General features: G+C 52.8%; 14 protein-coding genes and 1 pseudogene. 8 read left to right on the top strand and 7 right to left on the bottom strand.

Annotated features, from left to right (window positions below; translation table 11 throughout):
* The first annotated feature begins 17 nt into the window (after positions 1-17).
* From BM485_05405 to BM485_05430, 6 genes are read left to right on the top strand one after another with little or no spacing between them, the layout of a single operon-like run.
* Positions 18-758: a hypothetical protein gene (locus BM485_05405; GenBank protein OKY76078.1), complete on the top strand. Its 741-nt coding sequence runs from the start codon at positions 18-20 to the stop codon at positions 756-758.
* Positions 755-1,324, top strand: coding sequence for a hypothetical protein (locus tag BM485_05410; GenBank protein ID OKY76079.1), 570 nt, complete (start codon positions 755-757; stop codon positions 1,322-1,324). Before BM485_05405 ends, BM485_05410 begins: the two co-directional genes overlap by 4 nt.
* A 12-nt stretch (positions 1,325-1,336) precedes the next feature.
* The gene (locus BM485_05415; protein OKY76080.1) at positions 1,337-2,167 is read left to right on the top strand and encodes a hypothetical protein; all 831 of its coding nucleotides are present in this window, start codon (positions 1,337-1,339) and stop codon (positions 2,165-2,167) included.
* Between the two features lie 50 nt (positions 2,168-2,217).
* The gene (locus BM485_05420) at positions 2,218-2,781 is read left to right on the top strand and encodes a hypothetical protein (GenBank protein OKY76081.1); all 564 of its coding nucleotides are present in this window, start codon (positions 2,218-2,220) and stop codon (positions 2,779-2,781) included.
* The gene (locus tag BM485_05425) at positions 2,778-3,203 is read left to right on the top strand and encodes a hypothetical protein (protein OKY76082.1); all 426 of its coding nucleotides are present in this window, start codon (positions 2,778-2,780) and stop codon (positions 3,201-3,203) included. The genes BM485_05420 and BM485_05425 overlap by 4 nt, the downstream gene beginning before the upstream one ends.
* Positions 3,200-5,275 carry a hypothetical protein gene (locus BM485_05430; protein OKY76083.1) on the top strand — a complete coding sequence of 692 codons (2,076 nt, stop codon included), beginning with the start codon at positions 3,200-3,202 and terminating at the stop codon, positions 5,273-5,275. Before BM485_05425 ends, BM485_05430 begins: the two co-directional genes overlap by 4 nt.
* A 103-nt stretch (positions 5,276-5,378) precedes the next feature.
* On the opposite strand, the gene BM485_05435 is transcribed toward BM485_05430, so the two are convergent.
* Positions 5,379-8,936 carry a pyruvate:ferredoxin (flavodoxin) oxidoreductase gene (locus BM485_05435; protein OKY76084.1) on the bottom strand — a complete coding sequence of 1,186 codons (3,558 nt, stop codon included), beginning with the start codon at positions 8,934-8,936 and terminating at the stop codon, positions 5,379-5,381.
* 189 nt (positions 8,937-9,125) lie between these two features.
* Positions 9,126-10,097 (bottom strand): serine acetyltransferase, encoded by a 972-nt coding sequence (locus BM485_05440; protein OKY76085.1) that lies wholly within the window; start codon positions 10,095-10,097, stop codon positions 9,126-9,128.
* A 98-nt stretch (positions 10,098-10,195) separates the two neighbouring features.
* Between BM485_05440 and BM485_05445 the strand changes: the two genes are divergently transcribed.
* Both BM485_05445 and BM485_05450 read left to right on the top strand, forming a co-directional pair.
* Positions 10,196-11,203, top strand: coding sequence for a hypothetical protein (locus BM485_05445; GenBank protein ID OKY76086.1), 1,008 nt, complete (start codon positions 10,196-10,198; stop codon positions 11,201-11,203).
* A gap of 146 nt (positions 11,204-11,349) precedes the next feature.
* Positions 11,350-12,690 (top strand): hypothetical protein, encoded by a 1,341-nt coding sequence (locus tag BM485_05450; GenBank protein ID OKY76087.1) that lies wholly within the window; start codon positions 11,350-11,352, stop codon positions 12,688-12,690.
* A 12-nt stretch (positions 12,691-12,702) separates the two neighbouring features.
* Here the strand turns inward: BM485_05450 and BM485_05455 are convergent, their stop codons facing one another.
* The 5 genes and pseudogenes from BM485_05455 to BM485_05475 all read right to left on the bottom strand — a co-directional run bounded on the left by BM485_05455 (position 12,703) and on the right by BM485_05475 (position 21,220).
* Entirely contained in the window at positions 12,703-12,897 is a 195-nt protein-coding gene (locus tag BM485_05455; protein ID OKY76088.1) for a hypothetical protein, read from the bottom strand.
* Positions 12,898-13,010: 113 nt separating this feature from the next.
* Positions 13,011-14,954: an adenylate cyclase gene (locus tag BM485_05460; GenBank protein OKY76089.1), complete on the bottom strand. Its 1,944-nt coding sequence runs from the start codon at positions 14,952-14,954 to the stop codon at positions 13,011-13,013.
* 21 nt (positions 14,955-14,975) lie between these two features.
* Positions 14,976-15,776, bottom strand: coding sequence for a dihydropteroate synthase (locus tag BM485_05465; protein OKY76097.1), 801 nt, complete (start codon positions 15,774-15,776; stop codon positions 14,976-14,978).
* 239 nt (positions 15,777-16,015) lie between these two features.
* Positions 16,016-17,788 (bottom strand): annotated as a pseudogene (locus BM485_05470) (cell division protein FtsH).
* A gap of 216 nt (positions 17,789-18,004) precedes the next feature.
* On the bottom strand, positions 18,005-21,220 hold the full coding sequence (locus tag BM485_05475) for a carbamoyl phosphate synthase large subunit (GenBank protein ID OKY76090.1): 3,216 nt from the start codon (positions 21,218-21,220) through the stop codon (positions 18,005-18,007).
* Positions 21,221-21,304 lie beyond the last annotated feature (84 nt).

The following is a 21,304-nucleotide window of genomic DNA, read 5'->3' on the forward strand; positions in this document are numbered from 1 at the left end:
AAATACGGAAACCCCCTATGATGCTTTTCACCGTGTTGCTTGCTCTTTTTTTAACGCTCTTGCCCCTGGTCGACGATTGCCGTGCCCAGCCGGCTTGTGTGACGGAGGCCTGCCATAGCGGCTTTCAGGACAAGACGGCAATGCATCCCGAGGGTAAGGGCTGCGCCGACTGTCATCTTGAGGTGGCGGATGATCATGGTGCCGGGGGGAAGAAACCCGTTCTTCTTGAAGATATGTGCGCGTCCTGTCATGAAGATGTTTTCCGGCATCGCATCATGCATTCGCCGGTTACAAACACGTCATGCCGGCTCTGCCACAATCCCCATGGCGACATGGGAAAGAAGCTGTTGCCGGACACTTATTCCACCGAGCTGTTCATCAATTATGACGAAAATGCCTACAAGCTCTGTTTTTCCTGTCACAAGCGAGATCTGCTTATGTTTCCGGATACGTCCTATTCCACCGGGTTCCGTAACGGCATCCATAATCTTCATTACCTTCATGTGAATAAACCGAATCGGGGAAGAAGCTGTAAGCTTTGCCATGGCATCCATGGCGCGGAACAGGAGAAATTGATGGCCGACGCGGTATCCTTCGGGGATTGGCGAATGCCGGTTGCTTTCCGGAAAACGGAAAGCGGCGGCAGCTGCGCTCCGGGATGCCATCAGCCACGGCAGTATGATCGCAATGCCAGGGGAGAAGTGGGGCAAGGTCAGGCTGCGCCGAATGAAAACAAAAAAGAAGGTGGTGCGTCGTGAGTGATGTTCAGACAAAACAGATCATAGACGGGTCCTATCCTCGCGGGGTGGTCATGCAATGCGGCCTGATTTTTATCGGCGGCCTCATTGCCACGGCCGTGGTCTTTTTTTTCATGATGGGGCAATCCATAGGTCCGACCTACGGTGAAGGATTTCGCATGCTTGCCCGCCTTGAACAGGATATTTTCTATAAATCGCTGCTTATATACGGCAGCACGGTTCTTGTCGCCCTTGCCTGCATCCTGATCATTACGGTGCTTTATTCCCACCGGGTTGCAGGACCTATTTACCGGTTGCGTCTCTTCGCCCGCCAGGTCCGTGACGGGGAGGTTGGGAAACGAGTTGCTTTGCGGCGCACCGACGTCATTCAGCCTCTGGCTGATGAGATGAATTTTATGGTTGATGGTTTCCACAACACCTTTGATACAATCAGCAGGGAAGTCGCCTGCATGGAAAACGTGATAAAAAAGCTGGAAAGCGGGGGACAGGGAGGAGAAGAGCATTTGCGGGAGATAGAGAAAATTTCGGGAAAGATTTCCTTTCTGCTTGAGAAATACAAGCTGTAATTTTTTGCCGATATGAAAAAAACCGTTTGCTTTTCCATACTTTTTCTTTGCTCCCTCTCCCTGCTGGTGTATTGCCTGGAGCCGAATCCTCACACTTTCAAGGAGAACGAGTGCGCCATCTGTCATCAGGGAACTCCCGGTTCTCCCAATTCAATTGTACTGGAGAGTCCGACTCTGGCCTGCACCGGCTGTCATCGGGATGTGCTGGCATCCGGCTTCATGCACCCTATTGATGTGCGGCCGGACAAGGTGTCCGTCCCTCCCGATTTTCCCCTTTCTCCTTCCGGTTTCATTGTCTGTACCACCTGTCATGACGTCCATGGCGCTTTTACGGATGCCCTGGGAGAGGCAACGGCTTTTCTCCGGCGTCCGGAACGGGGCAGGGCGTTTTGCGTCAGTTGCCACAGTCAGCATGCTCTTTCCGGGACCGGCGGACATGAACTGGCTCTCGGTGAGGCCCATTTCCAGTCGGAATATATTGCAACAGGGGAGGGCCAGGAACTCGACGAAACATCAAAAAACTGCATCGGCTGCCATGACGGCACTTACGGCTCTTCGGTCCCCATAAGCAGCGGAATCTGGCAGCACAGCAGTGCGTACGGCGGGGGCGGCTCTCCCGTCGGTGGAAAGCATCCCATCGGCATTGATTATGAACAGGCGCGCATTCGCCACGGCCGCAAGACGGATCTCCGGCCGATTTCCATGGTTGACCCAAGAATCCAGTTTTATGACGGCAGGCTCGGCTGCGGTACATGCCATGATCCCTATTCCCATCTTGAGAATGATCTGGTCATGAGCAATGCCCGCAGTGCGCTTTGTTTCGCCTGCCATGCCATTGATTAGAAATGTGTTGTGTCACCGCATCTTGAACCTAAAACCGGGATTTATTCGCTATGGCTGAGAAATTCAAACGAAGAAAATATTTCATCGATAAGGGGGCCCAGGGCCGCTTTATGGCCGCCTTTGCCGTTGCCTCCATGACCGGAGGGGTCATTGCCGTTTTCTGTTTCCGTTATTTTGCCCAGAAGAAAATCGATGCCACTCTTTATTCCATGAAACTGCCCGATGTTTCCATCAGTTCTCTGCTCATGGGGGAGATGCTTTTTTCCTCCCTGCTCACCGCTCTTTTTGTCATCATTCTGTTTGTCTTCACCGCATCGCGGCTTTTTTCAAGAATCAGCGGGCCTTTGAGAAAAATGTCATCATCCGTGCAAACCATTGCCGCCGGGGATCTGCAAGGCCCGGTAAAGCTGCGTGAAAATGATGAATTTCAGGAATTTGCCGAGGAGGTGAACGGCATGGTGCGGGTGATGAATTCCAGGTTGTCGGCTTTGCGTCATCAGAATGACGGCATCAGGCAATACTGCCGGGCGGAAGGAAAAACCGGTGCTAACGTGGCGGATATCAAAAAGAGTCTTGAGGCGATGAAACAGGAATTACAGGCGCTCAGCTTATGATACGGAAGAGTTGTTTGTTCGCATTCTTTTGGCTGACGGTCGGCATCGCGGAGCTGTTTGCCGCGACGCCCCATGGGGAGAGCGGGATCAGGTGTCTGGATTGCCATGTTTCATTGCCGCTGGACGGTCTGGAGTTTCGTTTTCATGATGATCTCCATCTCCTGTGCCTGCGCTGTCATAAGGACTATTCCTGTAAGCCGGACGGGGGCGACGGTTATTTTCGCCACCCGATCGCCGTTGTTCCGTCATTTAAGATTCCTGCCGATATGCCGCTTGACGTGAAAATGAAGATGAATTGCATGACCTGTCACCTTTTTCATGATGAAAAAAAAGCCAAACAGGATCTTCATCTCCATCTTCTGCGTCGGTCACCGGGGTCGAGCTTTTGTTTGACCTGCCATACGAAGCTGCCTGGTAAATGACGGCTATGGCGTTGTACAGGAAAGATATTGCACCTGAAAGTCGTGTCAGGTTTCTTGTCTGCTTTTTTCTGCTCCTGATCGGCTTGCCGGAAATTGTTTACGCGGAGCTGCCCCGTACCGGCCAACGATCCTGTTACGACGAAAAGGGCGTGGTCATTGATCACGCCGGGACAGGTCAGGACGGCGACCTGCAAGCCGGCGGCGTCTGGCCTGATCCTCGGTTTTCCGATAACGGGGATGGCACGATAACCGATCATCTCACCGGTTTGATCTGGCTGCAGGATGGGGGCTGTCTGGGAAGTCTAAGCTGGCAGGGGGCCATGGATGCGGCGACGAACGCAGGGCAAAAAGACGAAAAAGCAAAATGTGCGGGGTTGCAGGCCCACGACGACTGGCAGGTTCCTGAAATCGACCAGCTTGAGGGTCTTTTCAACGCGGAAGAGGTTTCTACCCCTGTCTGGATGAACAAGCAGCGTTTCAGAAATATCCAACCGGGCCTCTACTGGTCCCGTACGGGCAGTACAAACCAGTATGGTGCGTGGGCTTTTGATTTGGCAAATGGTGAAGTTCGCCAAGCGGGCAAGGTGGATCACCATTTTTGCCTCCTTGTCCGCTCTTCCGCCAAAGATTCGCCAGCATTGACAGGGCCAAAAGATTCTTCGGGCCAGGCAACTCGTTTTGTCGATAATAATGACGGCACCGTGCTCGATAAGCAGAGCGGGCTCATGTGGCTGAAAGACGCATCCTGCCTGGGACGCAATTCCTGGTCGCAGGCTTTGACGAATGTCGGTTCGTTAAATAATGACCCAGCAGCTCTGCAGTGCCGGGAACTGCAGGCCCGATACACGGACTGGTCCTTGCCGAACCGGCATGAATTGCGCAGCCTGGTTGATCATCGGCAGGATTTGCCCGCGTTGCCCGAAAATCATCCTTTTGCCGGGGTGCAGACGCACTACTGGTCATCCACCACAACGACCGGGGAGCCGACGCGGGCATTTGAGCTCACTTTGGCAACAGGATCATTGACAGCCGCTGAAAAAGGAAAGAAATTCGGCATCTGGGCGGTTCGACCTGCCGGGGGACGGCCTGACCGCAAAAGAGCGGATGATTTAGAAAAGACCTTGACGCAGAAGGATGTCTATTTGCTGTCGCCCCTTGGGCCGCCCACTCCGATTACGTGGCCGGTGTTGCGTTTTACCGGTCATGCCGACGGAACAATGACGGATAATATCACCGGACTGATGTGGATGAAGTATGGCGGATGTTTCGAAGCTGAGACATGGGAGAATGCCTGGAAGGTGACGGATGTTCTGAACACGGCTCCGGAAAAGCTGAAGAAATGCCCCGATTACACGGCCCGATATGGAGATTGGCAGTTGCCTGATCTGGCCATGATGGAGGAGTTGCTTGGCGCTGCCCACGGAGAACCCGCCGCCTGGTTGAACAGCCAGGGAGCACACGGGATGCTTGCCCGTGATTACTGGGTGCGGGAAAAAAATTATCTTAATCTTTATTTCGCCTGGGCGGTTAATCTTCGCCAGGGCACATCCCGGAATTATCCGAAATCTTTTCAATTGCACGTCTGGCCGGTCCGCAGGACGCAAATCTCGACAGCAGTGACTCCCATTCCACATATCATGGGCAATGGGAGCGAAGGCAAACTTGTTCTTCCGCAAGGGAAGGAACTGGTGCTTGCGGCAGCCATTGACCAGGCAAGCAGCCCGGTGCCCTCGGTTTTCCGGATATGGTACACGGCCCCTGACGGCAAGTCCCGCTGGTTGTCCAGTCAGGGTGAATGGGTTGAACAGGAGGTCGATACGTTTTCCGGCAACCTGTTTCAGCTCGACCAGTCCCCCCTGTTCAGGGGAGACACAACAGAGCTTGCCCTCGGTGAATACACCTTTTTTTTCGCGATCAAACCCATGGTTGAAGGGGCCGGCGAGGGAAAGATCTTTCGCTCTGAATTGCAAGTGACGGTAAGCGACGATGAAGCGCAGGCTGGCGCACGGCAAAGCGACGCCAACGAGGAATTTGATCAGGAGGTGATTGAGGAAGAGGTGCTCGTTCACTGATTTTACATAAAAAATGATCTTCCCGCAGCATGCGGAAAAGAAAAAAGGCCACCGGGAAATCCGGCGGCCTTTTTTTATGGAAGAGGGATGTAACAGCTCTTGGTTATTTGTTCGTTTCTTTTCCTTCCGGTTCAAGGGCCTTGAAACGTCCTTCCAGGAATTTCCAGGATCGTTCCACGTCCTTTTGCGAGGCAGCCATCAATTCGTCCGCCATGGAGGGGTTGGAAAGTTTCAGAGCCCGGTAGCGGTTTTCGCCCAGCGCGTAGTCGGCAAAGGGCATGGACGGCGCCTTGCTGTCGAGATGCAGGGGGTTTTTCCCTTGTTTCTCCAGGTCGGGATTGTAACGGTACAGCGGCCAGTGGCCGCAGGCAACCGCCTTGGTCTGCTGCTCAAAACCCTTGGCCATGTTGATGCCGTGGTTGATGCAGTGGGCATAGGCGATGACCAGGGACGGTCCGTCATAGGCCTCGGCCTCGGCAATGGCCTTGGCGACCTGCATGGGATTGGCGCCCATGGCGACCTTAGCCACATAGACGTTGCCGTAGGTGGAGAAGATCATGCCGATATCTTTTTTCGGCATTTTCTTACCGCCCGCGGCAAACTGGGCGGTGGCGGCACGCGGGGTGGATTTCGACATCTGGCCGCCGGTGTTGGAGTAAACCTCGGTGTCAAGGATGAGGACGTTGACGTTTTCGCCGGAAGCGAGAACGTGGTCCAGGCCGCCGTAGCCGATGTCATAGGCCCAGCCGTCACCGCCGAAGATCCATACCGATTTTTTGACCAGATAATCAGCCACATGAAAGAGCCGTTTGGCGATGACGCTGTCACTGGCCGCCAGGGTTTCTTTCAGTTTGGCGACACGGTCACGTTGCGCTTCAATTTCAATCTGGTTTTTCTGGCCGGCGCCGGTCAGTTCGGCAGCCATTTTCTTGGTGATGATTTTTGCCGCCACCGCTTCTTCAAGCAACTCGGCCGCCTGCTGTCCCAGCTTGTTCACCGTCTGGCGCATGCCGAGGCCGAACTCGGCGTTGTCTTCAAACAGTGAGTTCGACCAGGCAGGCCCACGACCGTCTTCCCGCTTGCAGTAAGGTGTGGTGGGCAGGTTGCCGCCGTAGATGGAGGAGCAGCCCGTGGCATTGGCGACAAGCATACGGTCGCCGAACATCTGGGTAACCAGTTTGATGTACGGGGTTTCGCCGCAGCCGGCACAGGCGCCGGAGAACTCGAACAGCGGCCGCATCAGCTGGCTGCCTTTAACGGTGGAGGGGTCGATCTCGGCAAAGTCGACCTCGGGCAGACCGAGGAAGTATTTGACATTGGCTGACTCGGTTTTTCTGATCTCCTCGGTGTTGGTGGTCATCACCAGGGCTTTCTTTTTGGCCGGGCAGACACCTTCACACAGGGTACAGCCGCAGCAGTCCTCGGTGAAGACCTGTACAATGGCCTTGCGCCCTTTGAATTCCTTGCCCACCGCATCAGCTGTTTTCAACGCTTTGGGTGCTTTTTTCAGGTCGGCTGCTTTGACGATTTTCATGCGGATGGCGGCATGGGGGCAGACCAGGGAACAACGTCCGCACTGAATGCAGTTTTCCGGCACCCATACCGGCACATGCACGGCAATATTTCGTTTTTCGTACTGGGTGGTGGCGGTTGGCCAGGTGCCGTCATCCGGCATCTGGGAAACCTTGATCTCCTCACCCTTGCCCTGGATCATCTTGGCGGTAACTTCCTTGACAAAGGCCGGGGCATCTTCCGGGACGGTGGGAGGCATTTCATGGCCGCCGAGGGTTTTGGGTATTTTTACTTCAACGATATTGTTCACCGCGGCGTCAACCGCGTCATAGTTCATCTTGACGACTTTTTCGCCTTTCTTGCCGTAAGTCTTCTTGATGGCGTCCTTGATGGCCTTGATCGCTTCATCTCGAGTGAGGATGCCGGAGATGAGGAAGAAGGCGGTCTGCATGATCATGTTGATTCTGGCGCCCAGGCCAAGGGCCTCGGCCAGGTTGATGGCATCAATGATGTAAAATTTCGCTTTTTTGTCAATGAGCTGTTTCTGGACGGCGGCGGGAAGCTGCTTCCAGATCTCTTTCTGGTTGAAAGTGGTGGTCAGCAAAAAGGTGCCGCCCTCTTCCAGGTTGGACAGCATGTCGTATTTGTCCAGGAAGGTGAAATTGTGACAGGCGATAAAGGTTGCCTTGTTGATCAGGTAGGGAGCAACCACCGGGTTTTTGCCGAAACGGAGATGGCTGGTGGTGATGGAACCTGATTTTTTCGAGTCATAAACAAAATAACCCTGCGCGCTGTTCTCTGTTTCCGTGCCGATGATCTTGATGGTGTTCTTGTTGGCGCCGACCGTACCGTCCGAGCCGAGACCGTAGAACATGGCGCGGTGAACGTCTTTCCCCTCGATGTTGTAGGATTTGTCGTAGTTCAGGCTGGAAAAGGTGACATCATCATTGGGTCCGACGCAGAAATGGTTTTTCGGCGCCCAGGCGGACATGTTGTCAAAGACCGCTTTGACCATGGCCGGAGTGAACTCGGCTGAACCCAATCCGTAACGGCCGGAAAGAATCATCGGGTGGTTTTTCATGGAGGAGGTTTCTACGGCTTCGCCCACCGCGGCGCGAACATCAAGGTACAGCGGTTCGCCGGCGCAACCGGGTTCCTTGGTGCGGTCAAGCACGGTGATGCGTTTGACGGTGGCCGGCATGGCGTTGACCATGGCCTTCATATCAAAGGGGCGGAAAAGACGGACAATAACCAGACCTATTTTGCGGCCCTGGGAAACGAGGTGGTCGATGGTGGCGGCAACGGTTTCGCAGCCGGACCCCATCATGACGACAATTTCTTCGGCATCCGGCGCGCCATGGTAATCAAAAAGATGATACTGACGACCGGTGATCCCGGCGAATTTATCCATGGTTTCCTGGATAATGCCCGGAATGGCAATATAGTACTTGTTGACCGTCTCGCGGCCGGTAAAGTAGACGTCGGGGTTCTGGGCGGTGCCGCGCATCATCGGCCGGTCCGGGGAAAGTCCGCGCAGCCGGTGGGCGATGACCAGATCCTCGTCGATCATGGCGCTCATGTCGTCCATGGTGAGCTGCTCAACCTTCTGTATTTCATGTGAGGTGCGGAAACCGTCAAAAAAATGCATAAAGGGGATGCGTGATTTCAGGGAGGCCTGGGTGGAGATCAGGGCCATGTCCTGGCATTCCTGAACGTTCTGGGAGCAGAGCATGCCCCAGCCGGTCTGGCGGGCCGCCATGACGTCGCTGTGGTCGCCGAAAATGGAAAGACCCTGGCAGGCCAGAGAGCGGGCCGTGACGTGGAAAACGGTGGGGGTGAGCTCGCCGGCAAGTTTATACATGTTGGGGATCATCAACAGGAGCCCCTGGGAGGCGGTAAAGGTGGTGCACAGGGCGCCGGTGGTCAGTGAACCGTGCAGCGAGCCCGCAACACCGCCTTCAGACTGCATCTGGGTCACCACCGGAACGCTGTTCCAGATGTTTTTCTGTCCGGCGGTTGCCTTGGCGTCTGCTTCCGCCGCCATGGGGGAAGACGGGGTAATGGGGTAGATGGTGATAATTTCGCTGGTGGCGTAGGCGACGTGGGTACAAGCCTGATTGCCATCAATGGTAACCATTTTCCGTGACATAACTTCTCCTTAAATGTTGATAGGTTGTGATATTTATGAAAACAAAATCGGAGTGCCGTTGCGGCACATATGTGGCAAAATTATGTATTAGTAATCCATCTTGGAAATAATTTCCAGCATTTCATGTCGGGGAAATGCATTTTTTTCTTGACACCATTGTCCTGCGGCGGAGTGTTTCGCAACGAAATTTTATGATTTTGCTTTGATGACCAGTTCCGGAGGTTCCAAAATAACCTTGGTGTCCTCCGGGATGGAAGTGGTCAGCCAGACGTTGCCGCCGACAACCGAACGGGCGCCGATCACCGTGTCGCCCCCGAGTATGGTGGATCCCGCATACACCGTGACATCATCTTCCAGGGTCGGGTGACGCTTTCCCGATCGTTCAAGTTCGCCTGATTCCGTTCTTTTAAAAGAAAGGGCTCCCAGGGTAACGCCTTGATAAATTTTTACCCGCTTGCCGATAACCGCGGTCTGGCCGATGACCACGCCGGTGCCGTGATCGATGAAAAAGGATTCACCGATTTCGGCACCCGGATGGATATCAATGCCCGTTATGCTGTGAGCATATTCGCTCATCATGCGCGGCAGCACCGGAACTTCCAGTTCATAAAGGCGGTGGGCGATGCGGTAGATGGTAATGGCGGCAATGCCCGGGTAGCAGAAAATGACCTCGTCATGGTTCGTGACCGCAGGATCTCCTTCATAGGCGGCGCGGACGTCGGTGGCCAGAATTTTGCGCAGATGAGGCAGGGACTGGATGAAAAGAAAGGCCTTTTCCTTGCCCTGGTTGTCGCAGTGCAGACAGGAGGTGTGGTGACGGACGCATTCATGACGGATGCTGTAGGTTATTTCCATGGCCAGCAGATCGTAAAGCGAGGAAACCTCCTCACCGACCCGGTATCTGAGACTGATGTGGTCAATGTCCTGAGAACCGAAATAGCCTGGAAAAAGAATGTCCCGCGCTCTTTCAAGAATGTCGATTGCCCGTTGCCTGGAGGGAAGAGGGTCGGTGTTGATATGCTCGAAACAATCCTTGCCCATGCAGGAATCAACCAGCTGATCGACGACTCCTGGAATCAAGGAGCGGAATTCCCGGGTGCTGATCCGTTCATCGGTGCAGTCGCCTTCCTTGGGGGGGTGTACAGGGTATTTGACCTTCATGATCTTTCCTCTTTGAGCCGCAAGGGCGGGCGAATTTGCCGTGGCTTGCGGGCGGGTAAAGGGTTTTGCGCCTATGGGTGGGAACTCGTACGTTGACAATGCAGCATGGATTGCGAAAAAGGAGTTTAATTTCCTATGATTTTTTTTCATTTACCGTCAAAATAACAAGTGACGGCAAGAAAAACAAGGAGCTTGCCCGCTACGCATCGATAAGGGGGTTTGGCGGGGATAACGTCTTTGCAATAGGAGTATATTTCCCGACAATGAACGTTCTTTCATATCATCTTTGCATTGAAACGGAAAATAACCGGGTGGTGCGCGGGGACAAACCTTCTCCAGCCGACCTAGCCGCCATGGCCTGCGCCGATGCTATTATTCTTCCCCAAGGCTGCCGGGAAAGTTTTTATGCTGCCGCCCGCCGCGCCTGCCCGCACGTCTTCCCCGACTATGATGTTTGTTTCGCCTATCCGGGCAAGATCGGCCAGGCCGCATTGTTTCAAAAAATGGACGTCCCTCATCCTCTGACATTTTCCTTTGCGAATATTGAAAATTTTGATGCCGCTTCCTTGCCTTTTTCCTATCCCTTTGTCTTCAAATCTTCCTGGGGCGGCGAGGGGAACACTGTTTTCTGGGTCAGGTCGGAAAATGATCTTCATCACTGCCTCGAAAGAGCGGTACAGTGGCAGCAGGACGGGCGAAAGGGATTTCTGCTGCAGGAATATGTTGAAACCGGCGGCCGCAGTCTGCGGGTGGTGGTGATCGGCAGCGATTATTATCCTTACTGGCGACGGGTTGAGGGTGGGGGTTTTTATACCAACCTGGCCAAAGGCGCGGTGATCGACCGGGAATCCTTGCCCCATCTGCAGGAAAAAGCAGTCGTCGCAGCGAAGGATTTTTGCGCAAAAACACGAATAAACCTGGCCGGCTTTGATTTTCTTTTTGCCCTTTGCGGCAATAATTCCTCACCCCTTTTTCTGGAAATCAATTTCTGTTTTCGTTGTAAGGGCCTTGGCGGTGTCGATGCCTACCACCGTTATCTCGAAAAAGGGATTCGTTCATGGCTGCATCAGATCCCGCGGAACGAAACATTTTTGATTGCCCCTTGACTTTACAGATAAAAACACCATTGAATGAAAGTGTATCCCTTGGCGGCGCGAGATGCTTACCTGGGGTGCCCTTAGCTCTTTAAGGTTGGGCAAGGCGAGCACCTGTGTTTGCTCAACCTCTCCCTTGGACCGCAAACGACACAAATATGCCGATACGACTCAGTTTTAAATATGCCATTGCCGGCGGTCTTCTGGCCTTTCTTTTCCACACCCTGATATACAAAATTCATGGGTACGGGGAACACCATTATCTTTATGCCGTTGATGTGATCACCTGGATTGCGGCCGCCTATGCGACGGGTCTGATGAAAGAACGGTGTCGCCGGAAGACGGAAGAACTGGAGAATGCCTATAGCGAACTGCAGCTGGAGATGGAAGAACGGCGGAAAGCGGAGCAGACCCTGCGGGAGCGGGAAGAACTGTTCAGTGATCTTTTTGACAACTCAGGTGATCTGATTCAAAGCATTACCCCCGAGGGAAAAGTAATCTACGCCAACCGGACCTGGCGTGAAACGCTTGGCTTTGATCCCCGGGAGGTGAGCGGTTCCTCCATGTTTGATATTATCCATCCCGACGACCACAGCCACTGCATGGAAAGATTTGAAAAGCTCCTGTCCGGCCAGAAGGTGGATAAGATCGAAACCGAGTTTGTTGCCAGGGACGGCCGCAGGATACTTTTGGAAGGAAAATGCAATTGTAAATTCAACGACGGCAAGCCGGTGGCCATCCGCGGTATTTTTCGCGATGTAACCGAGCGGCGCAAGCTTGAAGCCGAACTGCAGAAGGCGCAAAAACTTGAAGCCATAGGGATTCTGGCCGGCGGGATTGCCCATGATTTCAATAATCTTCTGACCGGTCTGCTTGCGGTGATTACCCTGGTAAAAGGGGCCCTTCCTCAGGGAAACGATCAGGTCGAAATTCTGGAGGAGGCACGGCAAACCTGTCTGCAGGGCAAGGAGCTGACCTCCAAGTTTCTCACCTTTGCCGAAGGCGGGGTGCCGTTGAAAAAATGTGTTTCTCTGCCGGAGTTGCTTGAGAGATCAGTGGGAGCCGCTTTACTCGGTTCAGACATTGAAACCACCTTTGTTTTTGCCGAGGATCTCAATAAAGCGTTGATTGACGTTGACCAGATACGGCAGGTCATCAACAATATCGTCATTAATGCCAGAGAAGCGATGGAAGAGAGGGGCGGTCTTTCGGTTGTAGCGGAAAATACGATCCTGGATGAGGAGAATGGTCTTGATCTGGAGCCGGGTCGCTATCTGAGAATGTCCATCATCGATCAGGGCCGCGGCATTCCTCCGGAGAATCTGTCAAAGATTTTTGATCCCTATTTCACCACCAAAAGGATGGCAAGCCAACGGGGAGCCGGTTTCGGCCTGGCTATCTGCTACTCCATCGTCCGCAGACATGGCGGGACAATTACCGTGGAAACTGGGAGAGACAAAGGAACTTCGTTTCATGTTTATCTTCCCGCCTGTTGTTGACAGGAGGCAAGGTTACGGTTGGTACAATGTGTCGATGAATTTTCGTATGTCGGATGAAGTTAGAATAATTCCTGAAATTTTCGCGCCCCGGGCTGCCAGGGTGGGAATCATCTTAACGCCTTCCCGCAGGGTTTGCAGCGGCTTTTGGGTCACTTCTATTTCTTCCACCGTCAGATCGGGATAGTTCCCCTTGAGTTCACTGAGCACCCGGCCCGCAAACCTGCAGCGTGGTCACAATGATGATTTGTAGAATGTTATCCGCATTTCTTTTCCTGCCTTTCGCGAGGGTGTCGTTTTAAAACTGCCGCCGGTTTCGATCTTTATTTTTCCAATTGGCTCTGGATAAAATATTTTTCCGGCTGGTCGGGAATGTAGATTTCCAGGTTGTTGTTCCACCGACTGACGAAATGTTGGGTAAGCAGCAAGCGCATGGCATTTTTCAGCTGAATCAGCGTGGTGAAGCGACGGAGGAAATATTCACCGTAATTGTTGACCGTGATAAGTGATGATTTCAGGGTGGTCGAACCCTTTACCTGCTCTTTGTCAAAATTGATTATGATCAACGCCATGGTCACCTTTTCCTGACTGAGCAGTTCGTTCGCGGAAATGTGGGAAAAGTTGAACAAAGGAAAGGTCTTGGTGAGGATATCGGCAAGATTCTGGATATCGGCGAGGTGCACGTCAAGATAATTCTTGATAAGATGAATTCTCGTCTCATGTTGCAGGATGCCGTTTATTACCAGCCACATCGTCAGATGGATCGGATCCGTGTCTCGCTTGATGTGGGTTTGGATATTCTCCTTTATCGTTTCAGCCTCAAGTTCTCCCTGGAAAACCGAATAGGATGTGACACCCTCGTACCGGCTGACATGAAAGGTAATATCCTTCTGGAACATGACCTGGCGGGAAAGCGTATGAAGATAGGGAATCTTGTCCGGCTTGACGTCGTAGAAACTGAAAAGTTTTTTGCCGAGAATCGAGAGATCGCGGTCGGAGATGGCGCGGCTCGTTTCTTCCGGAAAGGATTTTCGCAGCCAGCGTAATCTGTTGTATGTATCAAGAAGATAGGCGTGAACCCTGGTTCCGATTGACAGCAGTTCCTTGTAATTCCAGAATTGCAGCTTCAGCATCCGTTCGTGATCAGGCGGAAGCAGATCCCATTTCTGCATCAGGGCCAAGGTGGTCTGCAGATGAATGTCGTCCTTTTGCGATTTGGCCCCTTCAATGGTTTTAAAGAAAAGACACTCACGGATCAGATTGTCTTCATCCGTGATTTTGTTTTTCTGGTAAAAGGCGACAAGATCTTTGGCCAGCAACAGGTATGGATCAATCTGCGTCAGGGGAAGCTTTATCTCGTTTTTGGGAAGTCGTTCGGGAAAGGTGACGAGGCATTGAATTTTGGTTGAAAAAAGGGGCAAAATTTTTGTTTTGTGCTTGAGCAGCAGTTCCAGATAGGCAAATTTAATGACCGATTTAAAGGGGCTGTCCAATGCTTTGTTGAGCTGCCAGAGGCAGGCACCGAAAATTTCTCCCTTCGGAATATCGGAGAGATATCCGAGGTCGACAAAATTATCAGGATTCAATCCTTTCTTCTGAATGAGCTCGGTGACATAGTTCCGATACCCATCGTCCGTCAGACCGGGGGGGATCAGCCACCAAAGAAGCATTTTGCCGGCAACCAGAATATGGGTGCGGAACAGTTCATCCTTGAGAAGAAGTTTTAAAGCGGAACCTGCCGACTCTTCCTCGGCAGAGGAGGAAAACCTGTTTTCCCTTGTCTGGTCGACATCCATGAGAAAGAAATAAACTTCAATGCCTTTTCCCAAGGCCCACTGCTCAATTTTTTTGCATTTCTCCTGCAGAAGCCGGACACCCTTTTCCCCTATCTCTTCCTCGCGGATGGAGACCCAGTAGTCGCAATCCGATTTGGCCGATTGGGCGATGGTGCCGATACTGCCGATCGTTTTTAAGGAATGGATACAGGGAGTTCGCGGATAGGGAGAGGCGGTTTTGTAATTACGGGCGGTTGAGTCGGGAAAGTATTGCCGGAAAAGCTCACTGTCGACGAATTTATCGGGAAGGAAACGGTATATCCCGAAAGGGCAAGCGGCATCATCACTGTAGCCCGGCAAATCAGGGTAATTACAATGCAGCAGATAGGGAATAATTTTAAAAAGAAGGGTGGCCTTGACCGGTTGAAAATTAATGGCCTTGATTTTTCTGCTGCGGTTATAGATCTGATATCTTTTTATTCGATCATGCATGGCTCGCTCATCCTGGGAAGATTAAGCCTGATCGGGAAAATTTCCGTTCATGACCGAAAGCGTCATTTTAACCGCCTGGACTGTCCGGGCCACGTCGTGAACCCGAATAATAGAGGCCCCGTTCCAGACGCAGAGTGCGGAAAGAACGGCGGTGGCCTCATCCCGCTCATGGGGATCAGCAAGAGAAAGAATGGAACCGATGAACGATTTGCGGGAATGACCGACCAGCAGCGGGCAGCCCAGCGAGGTGAATTTTCTCAGGTTTCGCAGGATGGTCAGATTATGGGCCGCGGTCTTCCCAAAGCCGATACCCGGGTCGATAATGATTTTTTCCTTGGCGAGTCCTTTCCCTGCTGCCCAGGCAATACGCGACGCCAGAGCGGCAGTGATTTCTCCGACAACATCGTCGTAGCGGGGATTTACCTGCATGTCTCGAGGAGTTCCCTGCATGTGCATGATGATTACCGGGACATCATGCGAGACTGCAACGGAAATCATGGCCGGATCATGGCTTAGTCCACTGATATCGTTTATAATGTCTGCGCCGGCATCAATGGCTTGCCTGGCCACTTCAGCCTTGACGGTATCAACTGATATGGGAATTTGAAACCGACGTCTGACGGCGCAAATCGCCGGGATGACCCGGTCCAGTTCTTCCCGTACTGAAACCTCGGGTGCAAAGGGCCGGGTGGATTCTCCGCCGATGTCGATGATGTCGGCACCGTTTTCGATCATTTGGGCAACCTGATCAAGGAGTATCGCCTTGTCGCTGATCAGGCCGCCGTCGGAAAAAGAGTCAGGCGTGACGTTGATGATCCCCATCACCAGAACCCGTCGGTTCGGGTCCGGGAAGCCGTGCCGGATCTTTCCCTGCAGCAGGGCAGCAACGTCGACGGTCATGACCCTCCTGCGCCGCTGGTTTGCTCGGATTGGGGAGGGGGCGATGAGGGCGGTTGTGAAGGTGGAGCGGCTGCGATTTCCGGGGCAACGGCTTCGTGGGCCGGTTCGGTTTGCAGGGGAGGCTGTTCCATTTTTTTCATGGGATCCAGCCCCTGGCCGGACATGATTTTCTCAATATCTTCAGATGTCAGTGTTTCTCTTTCCAGCAACGCATGCGCTATGACTTTCAGGGTTTCGATGTTTTCGCCCAAAAGTTTGAATACCTTGTGATTGGCGTCTTCCACCATTCGTCGCACCGCCTCATCAATCTTAATGGCGGTCTCTTCGCTGTAATCACGGTGCTGGGCTATCTCTCTGCCGAGAAAAATCTGTTCCTCTTTTTTGCCGAAAGTCATGGGGCCCAGCTCGTCACTCATGCCCCACTCGCAGACCATCTTGCGCGCCATGGTTGTCGCCCGTTCAATGTCATTGCCGGAGCCGGTTGTTATTTCACCGAATGTCAGCTCTTCCGCCACTCTTCCTCCCAACAGGATGCAGAGGGTATTGAGCAGAAAGGATTTCGCATGGGTGTACTGCTCCACGGTCGGCAACTGCTGGGTCAGGCCAAGGGCGCGTCCCCGCGGGATGATGGTGACTTTATGGACGGGATCGGTGCCGGGCAGAAGTTTGGCAATAAGCGCATGGCCCGCCTCATGAAAAGCGGTGATTTCTTTTTCTTTGTCGGTGATGATCATGCTGCGGCGTTCCGCCCCCATCATGACCTTGTCTTTCGCTCGTTCAAGGTCGTCCATGGTGACCTTGTCCTCATTGGAACGGGCGGCGAGCAAAGCAGCCTCATTGACGAGATTTTCCAGATCAGCCCCGGAGAAACCGGGGGTTCCGCGGGCGATGACTTCCCATTTGACATCCGGAGCAACAGGCACTTTTTTGCCGTGTACTTCGAGGATCATTTTTCTGCCCCCCACATCCGGAATCGGCACAACGACCTGGCGGTCGAAGCGGCCGGGCCGCAACAGGGCGGGATCAAGGACATCGGGACGGTTTGTTGCCGAGATAATAATAACGCCGTCATTTGATTCAAAACCATCCATTTCAACCAGCAGCTGGTTCAAGGTTTGTTCCCGCTCATCGTGTCCGCCGCCGAGGCCTGCTCCGCGATGACGGCCCACTGCGTCAATTTCATCAATGAAAATAATGCAGGGGGCATTTTTTTTACCCTGGGTGAAAAGATCCCGTACGCGTGAGGCGCCGACGCCGACAAACATTTCAACAAAATCCGACCCGCTGATGGAGAAAAAGGGGACATCCGCCTCGCCGGCTATGGCTTTCGCCAGCAACGTTTTGCCGGTGCCCGGAGGGCCGGCGAGCAGAACGCCTTTGGGAATTCGTCCGCCAAGTCTGGTAAATTTTTTCGGGTCGCGGAGAAAATCAATGATTTCCGAAAGCTCTTCCTTGGCCTCATCGATGCCGGCCACATCCTTAAAGGTCACCTTGCCGGTGCCGCTTTCCAGCATGCGGTGCTTGCTGCGGCCGAAACTCATGGCCTTGCCCCCGCCCATCTGCATCTGGCGCATGAAAAAGATCCAGACACCGATAAGCAGCAGCATGGGGAACCAGGAAACAAGGATGGTGATATACCAGGGTGTTTCTTCATTTTGTTTCACCAGGATATTCACGCCTGCTTTGCGGAGTTCGGGAATCAGTTGCGCATCAATCGGGGAAATGACACGAAAATTCTTGCCGCCGCTGCTGCCGGTTATCTCATCTCCCTGTATCGTCACCTGACTGATGCTTTCGCTTGATACGGCGTCGAGGAAATCAGTGTAACTCATTTCAACAACACCGGTCTGGGGCTGATTGAACATGTTGAAGAGGAGAATCATGGTCAGGCCGATGACCAGCCACATGGAAAGATTTTTGTAAAAATTATTCAAGAAGGAACTCCTAAAAAGTTTTGACGGCTGCGCGAAACTAAAGAATAACCGTCTTCCAGGCTACGTAATTCGGTGAGACCGTGAGTAATCCTGTTCGTTGCAAATTATTTCACTACATATTGAATTTCCGACAAATTCAAACAATAAGAATTTCATTAAAAAAAGTCCAGTATATAAGAGTTATTACCGAAAACATATTAAAGGCAAAAATACAATTTAAAGAAAATACTCCTGTACCGACTTTACTTCCATTGATTGATCCTTCAAGGTCGCAATCGCCTTGGCCATGGATTCTGCTCCTGCCGTGGTGGTTGTGTACGGCAGATGGTAGCTCAGGGCCGCCCGGCGGATGGTGTATGAATCTTCAGTCGTCCTGGTGCCGCGGGAGGTGTTGACGATCCACTGTATCTGTTTGTCCTGAATTTTGTCCAGAATGTGGGGACGACCTTCGGAAATTTTGTTAATACCGGTGCAGGATACCCCGTTTTCATTGAGAAAAGCGGCGGTACCCGATGTGCCCATGATGGAAAAACCGAGTTCCGCGAGTTGCCGGGCAACAGGCAGGATGTCGTTTTTGTCGTCGTTTCGGACGCTGAAAAGGACGGTTCCTTCTTGCGGAATGCGTTGACCCGCGGCAAACTGCGATTTGGCGAAGGCCAGACCCAGTGATTCGTCAAGACCCATGACCTCGCCGGTTGATTTCATCTCGGGTCCGAGCAGGGTGTCGACGTTGTCGAAGCGGTCAAAAGGAAAGACCGCTTCTTTCACCGCATAGTGAGCAATTTCCACTTCCTTGGTGAGCCCCAGTTCTCCCAGTTTCATCCCCATCATGACCTTGGTCGCCATTTTTGCCAGGGGAACGCCTGTGGCCTTGCTGACAAAGGGGATGGTCCGAGAGGCGCGCGGGTTTACCTCGAGCACATAAAGAATGTTGTCTTTTACCGCATACTGGATATTCATCAGGCCGATGACTTTCAGCTCAAGGGCCATTGCCCGGGTAGCTTCCTTGATCTGTTCGATGAGCGCGGCGGAAAGACTGTAGGGGGGCAGGACACAGGCTGAGTCGCCGGAATGGATGCCCGCCTCTTCAATGTGCTGCATGATGCCGCCGATAATGGTGCTTTCCCCGTCGGAAATGGCGTCGACATCGATTTCAATGGCTTCCTTCAGGAATTTGTCGATGAGGATCGGGTGTTCCGAGGAAACATCAATGGCGGTGGTCATGTACTCTTTCAGGTTTTTTTCATTATAGACTATACGCATGGCCCTGCCGCCCAATACGTAGGATGGGCGAACAACCACGGGATAGCCTATCTCCTGGGCAATGCGCAAAGCGTCTTCCGTGGTGCGGGCCGTGCCGTTGGCAGGCTGGATGAGGTTCAGCTTGTGGAGAAATTTTTGGAATCTTTCCCTGTCTTCCGCCCTGTCAATGGAGTCCGGGGATGTACCGATGATGGGGACATTCATTTTGGCCAGGGGCACGGCAAGATTGAGCGGAGTCTGACCGCCGAACTGGACAATCACGCCCTCGGGTTTTTCTTTTTCGATGATATGCAGGACATCTTCACGGGTTAAGGGCTCGAAATAAAGTTTGTCGGAGGTGTCATAGTCGGTACTGACCGTTTCCGGATTAGAGTTGACCATGATACTCTCGATTCCCATTTCGCGTAACGCAAAAGAGGCATGGACACAGCAGTAATCGAACTCAATGCCCTGGCCGATCCGGTTGGGTCCGCCGCCGAGGATCATGATTTTTCGCTTGTCGCTTCTGCGTGACTCGTCTTCAACTTCATAGGTTGAATAATAGTAGGGAGTGTATGCCTCGAATTCAGCGGCGCAGGTGTCAACCAGTTTGTATACCGGTTTCTGGCCTTCTTTTTCGCGCAGTTCCCAGATATCTTCTTCGCTGGTGCCGGTGAGATAGGCGAGCTGCTTATCGGAAAAGCCCATCTGTTTTATTTTGCGGAGATAGTCGCGGTCAAGTCCGGAGAATCCCACTTTTTGTATCTCCTGCTCCGTTTCGACAATCTGTTTCAGGTTGACCAGAAACCAGGGGTCAATTGCCGTCAGCTGGTAAATGCGTTCAATGTCCATTTTGCGCATAAGTGCTTCATGGACGGCAAAAACTCTCTGGGAATTCGGCACCTTCAGCTTTAATTCCAGGTCACGCTGGTCCATGCCGGAAAGGCTGAATTTCGGTCCGGCCCCGAAACCGAAGCAACCGATTTCCAGGGATCGCAAACCCTTCTGAAACGCCTCTTTGAAGGTTCTGCCGATGGCCATTGTTTCACCAACTGATTTCATGGCGGTGGTGAGAATGTCATTGGCCTCGGGAAATTTTTCAAATGTCCATCTGGGAATTTTCACCACGCAATAATCAATGGTCGGTTCAAAGGCGGCATAGGTTTCCTTGGTGATGTCGTTGGGGATTTCATCAAGGGTATAGCCGACGGCAAGCTTGGCGGCAATCTTGGCAATGGGAAAACCGGTTGCTTTTGATGCCAGGGCGGAACTCCGCGAAACCCTGGGATTCATTTCAATCACCATCAGCTCGCCATCAACGGGATTGACGGCAAACTGGACATTGGATCCACCGGTTTCCACCCCGATTTCTCTGATAATGGCGATGGAGGCGTCGCGCATGAGCTGGTATTCCCTGTCGGTCAGGGTCTGGGCCGGGGCAACGGTGATGGAGTCGCCGGTGTGCACCCCCATGGCGTCCATGTTTTCAATGGAACAGATGATGACGACATTGTCATTTTTGTCCCGCATCACCTCAAGCTCATATTCTTTCCAGCCCAGCAGGCTCCGTTCAAGCATAACTTCACTGTTCAGGCTGAGATCGAGGCCGGCGGTACAGAGGTTTTCGAGTTCCTGGCTGTTGTAGGCAACTCCCCCGCCGGTGCCGCCCAGGGTGAAACTGGGGCGGACAATAACCGGAAAACCCATGGTGTCGGTCGCGGTGCGCGCCTCGGCAATGGTATGGACAATAGCGCTTTCCGGGACTTTCAGGCCGATTTTGTACATTGCCGCGCGGAAGGAATCGCGACCTTCCGCTTTCTTGATGACGTCAATGTCGGCGCCCAGCAGTTCAACCCCGTATTTCTCCAGAACGCCCATTTCAGCGACCTTGATGGCGGTGTTGAGGCCGGTTTGCCCTCCCAGGGTGGGCAACAGGGCGTCAGGCCGTTCACGCTCGATGATCTTGGCCACCATCTCAGGAGTGATCGGTTCTATGTAGGTTCGATCGGCGATCTCCGGGTCGGTCATAATGGTGGCGGGATTGGAGTTTATAAGGACGACCTCGTATCCTTCCTCTTTGAGAGCCTTGACCGCCTGGGTGCCGGAGTAATCAAACTCACAGGCCTGGCTGATGATAATGGGGCCGGATCCGATGATGAGAATCTTTTTTATATCTGTTCGTTTGGGCATAATAGTAAATTTTATATAATTGAGATTGAAAGTGTATGGGAGTGAAGGGTGATGCGAATTCGTGATTTTCCTTCAACTCGAAGT

The sequence above is a fragment of the Desulfobulbaceae bacterium DB1 genome (genome assembly GCA_001914235.1).
Taxonomy (GTDB): domain Bacteria; phylum Desulfobacterota; class Desulfobulbia; order Desulfobulbales; family SURF-16; genus DB1.

Bases quoted from the DNA above. Each gene is read 5' to 3' on its own strand.
- BM485_05420 (OKY76081.1), top strand. From the start codon at position 2,218: ATGGCTGAGAAATTCAAACGAAGAAAATATTTCATCGATAAGGGGGCC.
- BM485_05445 (OKY76086.1), top strand. From the start codon at position 10,196: ATGCAGCATGGATTGCGAAAAAGGAGTTTAATTTCCTATGATTTTTTT.
- BM485_05475 (OKY76090.1), bottom strand. From the start codon at position 21,220: ATGCCCAAACGAACAGATATAAAAAAGATTCTCATCATCGGATCCGGC.
- BM485_05450 (OKY76087.1), top strand. From the start codon at position 11,350: ATGCCGATACGACTCAGTTTTAAATATGCCATTGCCGGCGGTCTTCTG.
- BM485_05405 (OKY76078.1), top strand. From the start codon at position 18: ATGATGCTTTTCACCGTGTTGCTTGCTCTTTTTTTAACGCTCTTGCCC.
- BM485_05440 (OKY76085.1), bottom strand. From the start codon at position 10,097: ATGAAGGTCAAATACCCTGTACACCCCCCCAAGGAAGGCGACTGCACC.
- BM485_05430 (OKY76083.1), top strand. From the start codon at position 3,200: ATGACGGCTATGGCGTTGTACAGGAAAGATATTGCACCTGAAAGTCGT.
- BM485_05465 (OKY76097.1), bottom strand. From the start codon at position 15,776: ATGGGGATCATCAACGTCACGCCTGACTCTTTTTCCGACGGCGGCCTG.
- BM485_05415 (OKY76080.1), top strand. From the start codon at position 1,337: ATGAAAAAAACCGTTTGCTTTTCCATACTTTTTCTTTGCTCCCTCTCC.
- BM485_05435 (OKY76084.1), bottom strand. From the start codon at position 8,936: ATGTCACGGAAAATGGTTACCATTGATGGCAATCAGGCTTGTACCCAC.
- BM485_05425 (OKY76082.1), top strand. From the start codon at position 2,778: ATGATACGGAAGAGTTGTTTGTTCGCATTCTTTTGGCTGACGGTCGGC.
- BM485_05460 (OKY76089.1), bottom strand. From the start codon at position 14,954: ATGCATGATCGAATAAAAAGATATCAGATCTATAACCGCAGCAGAAAA.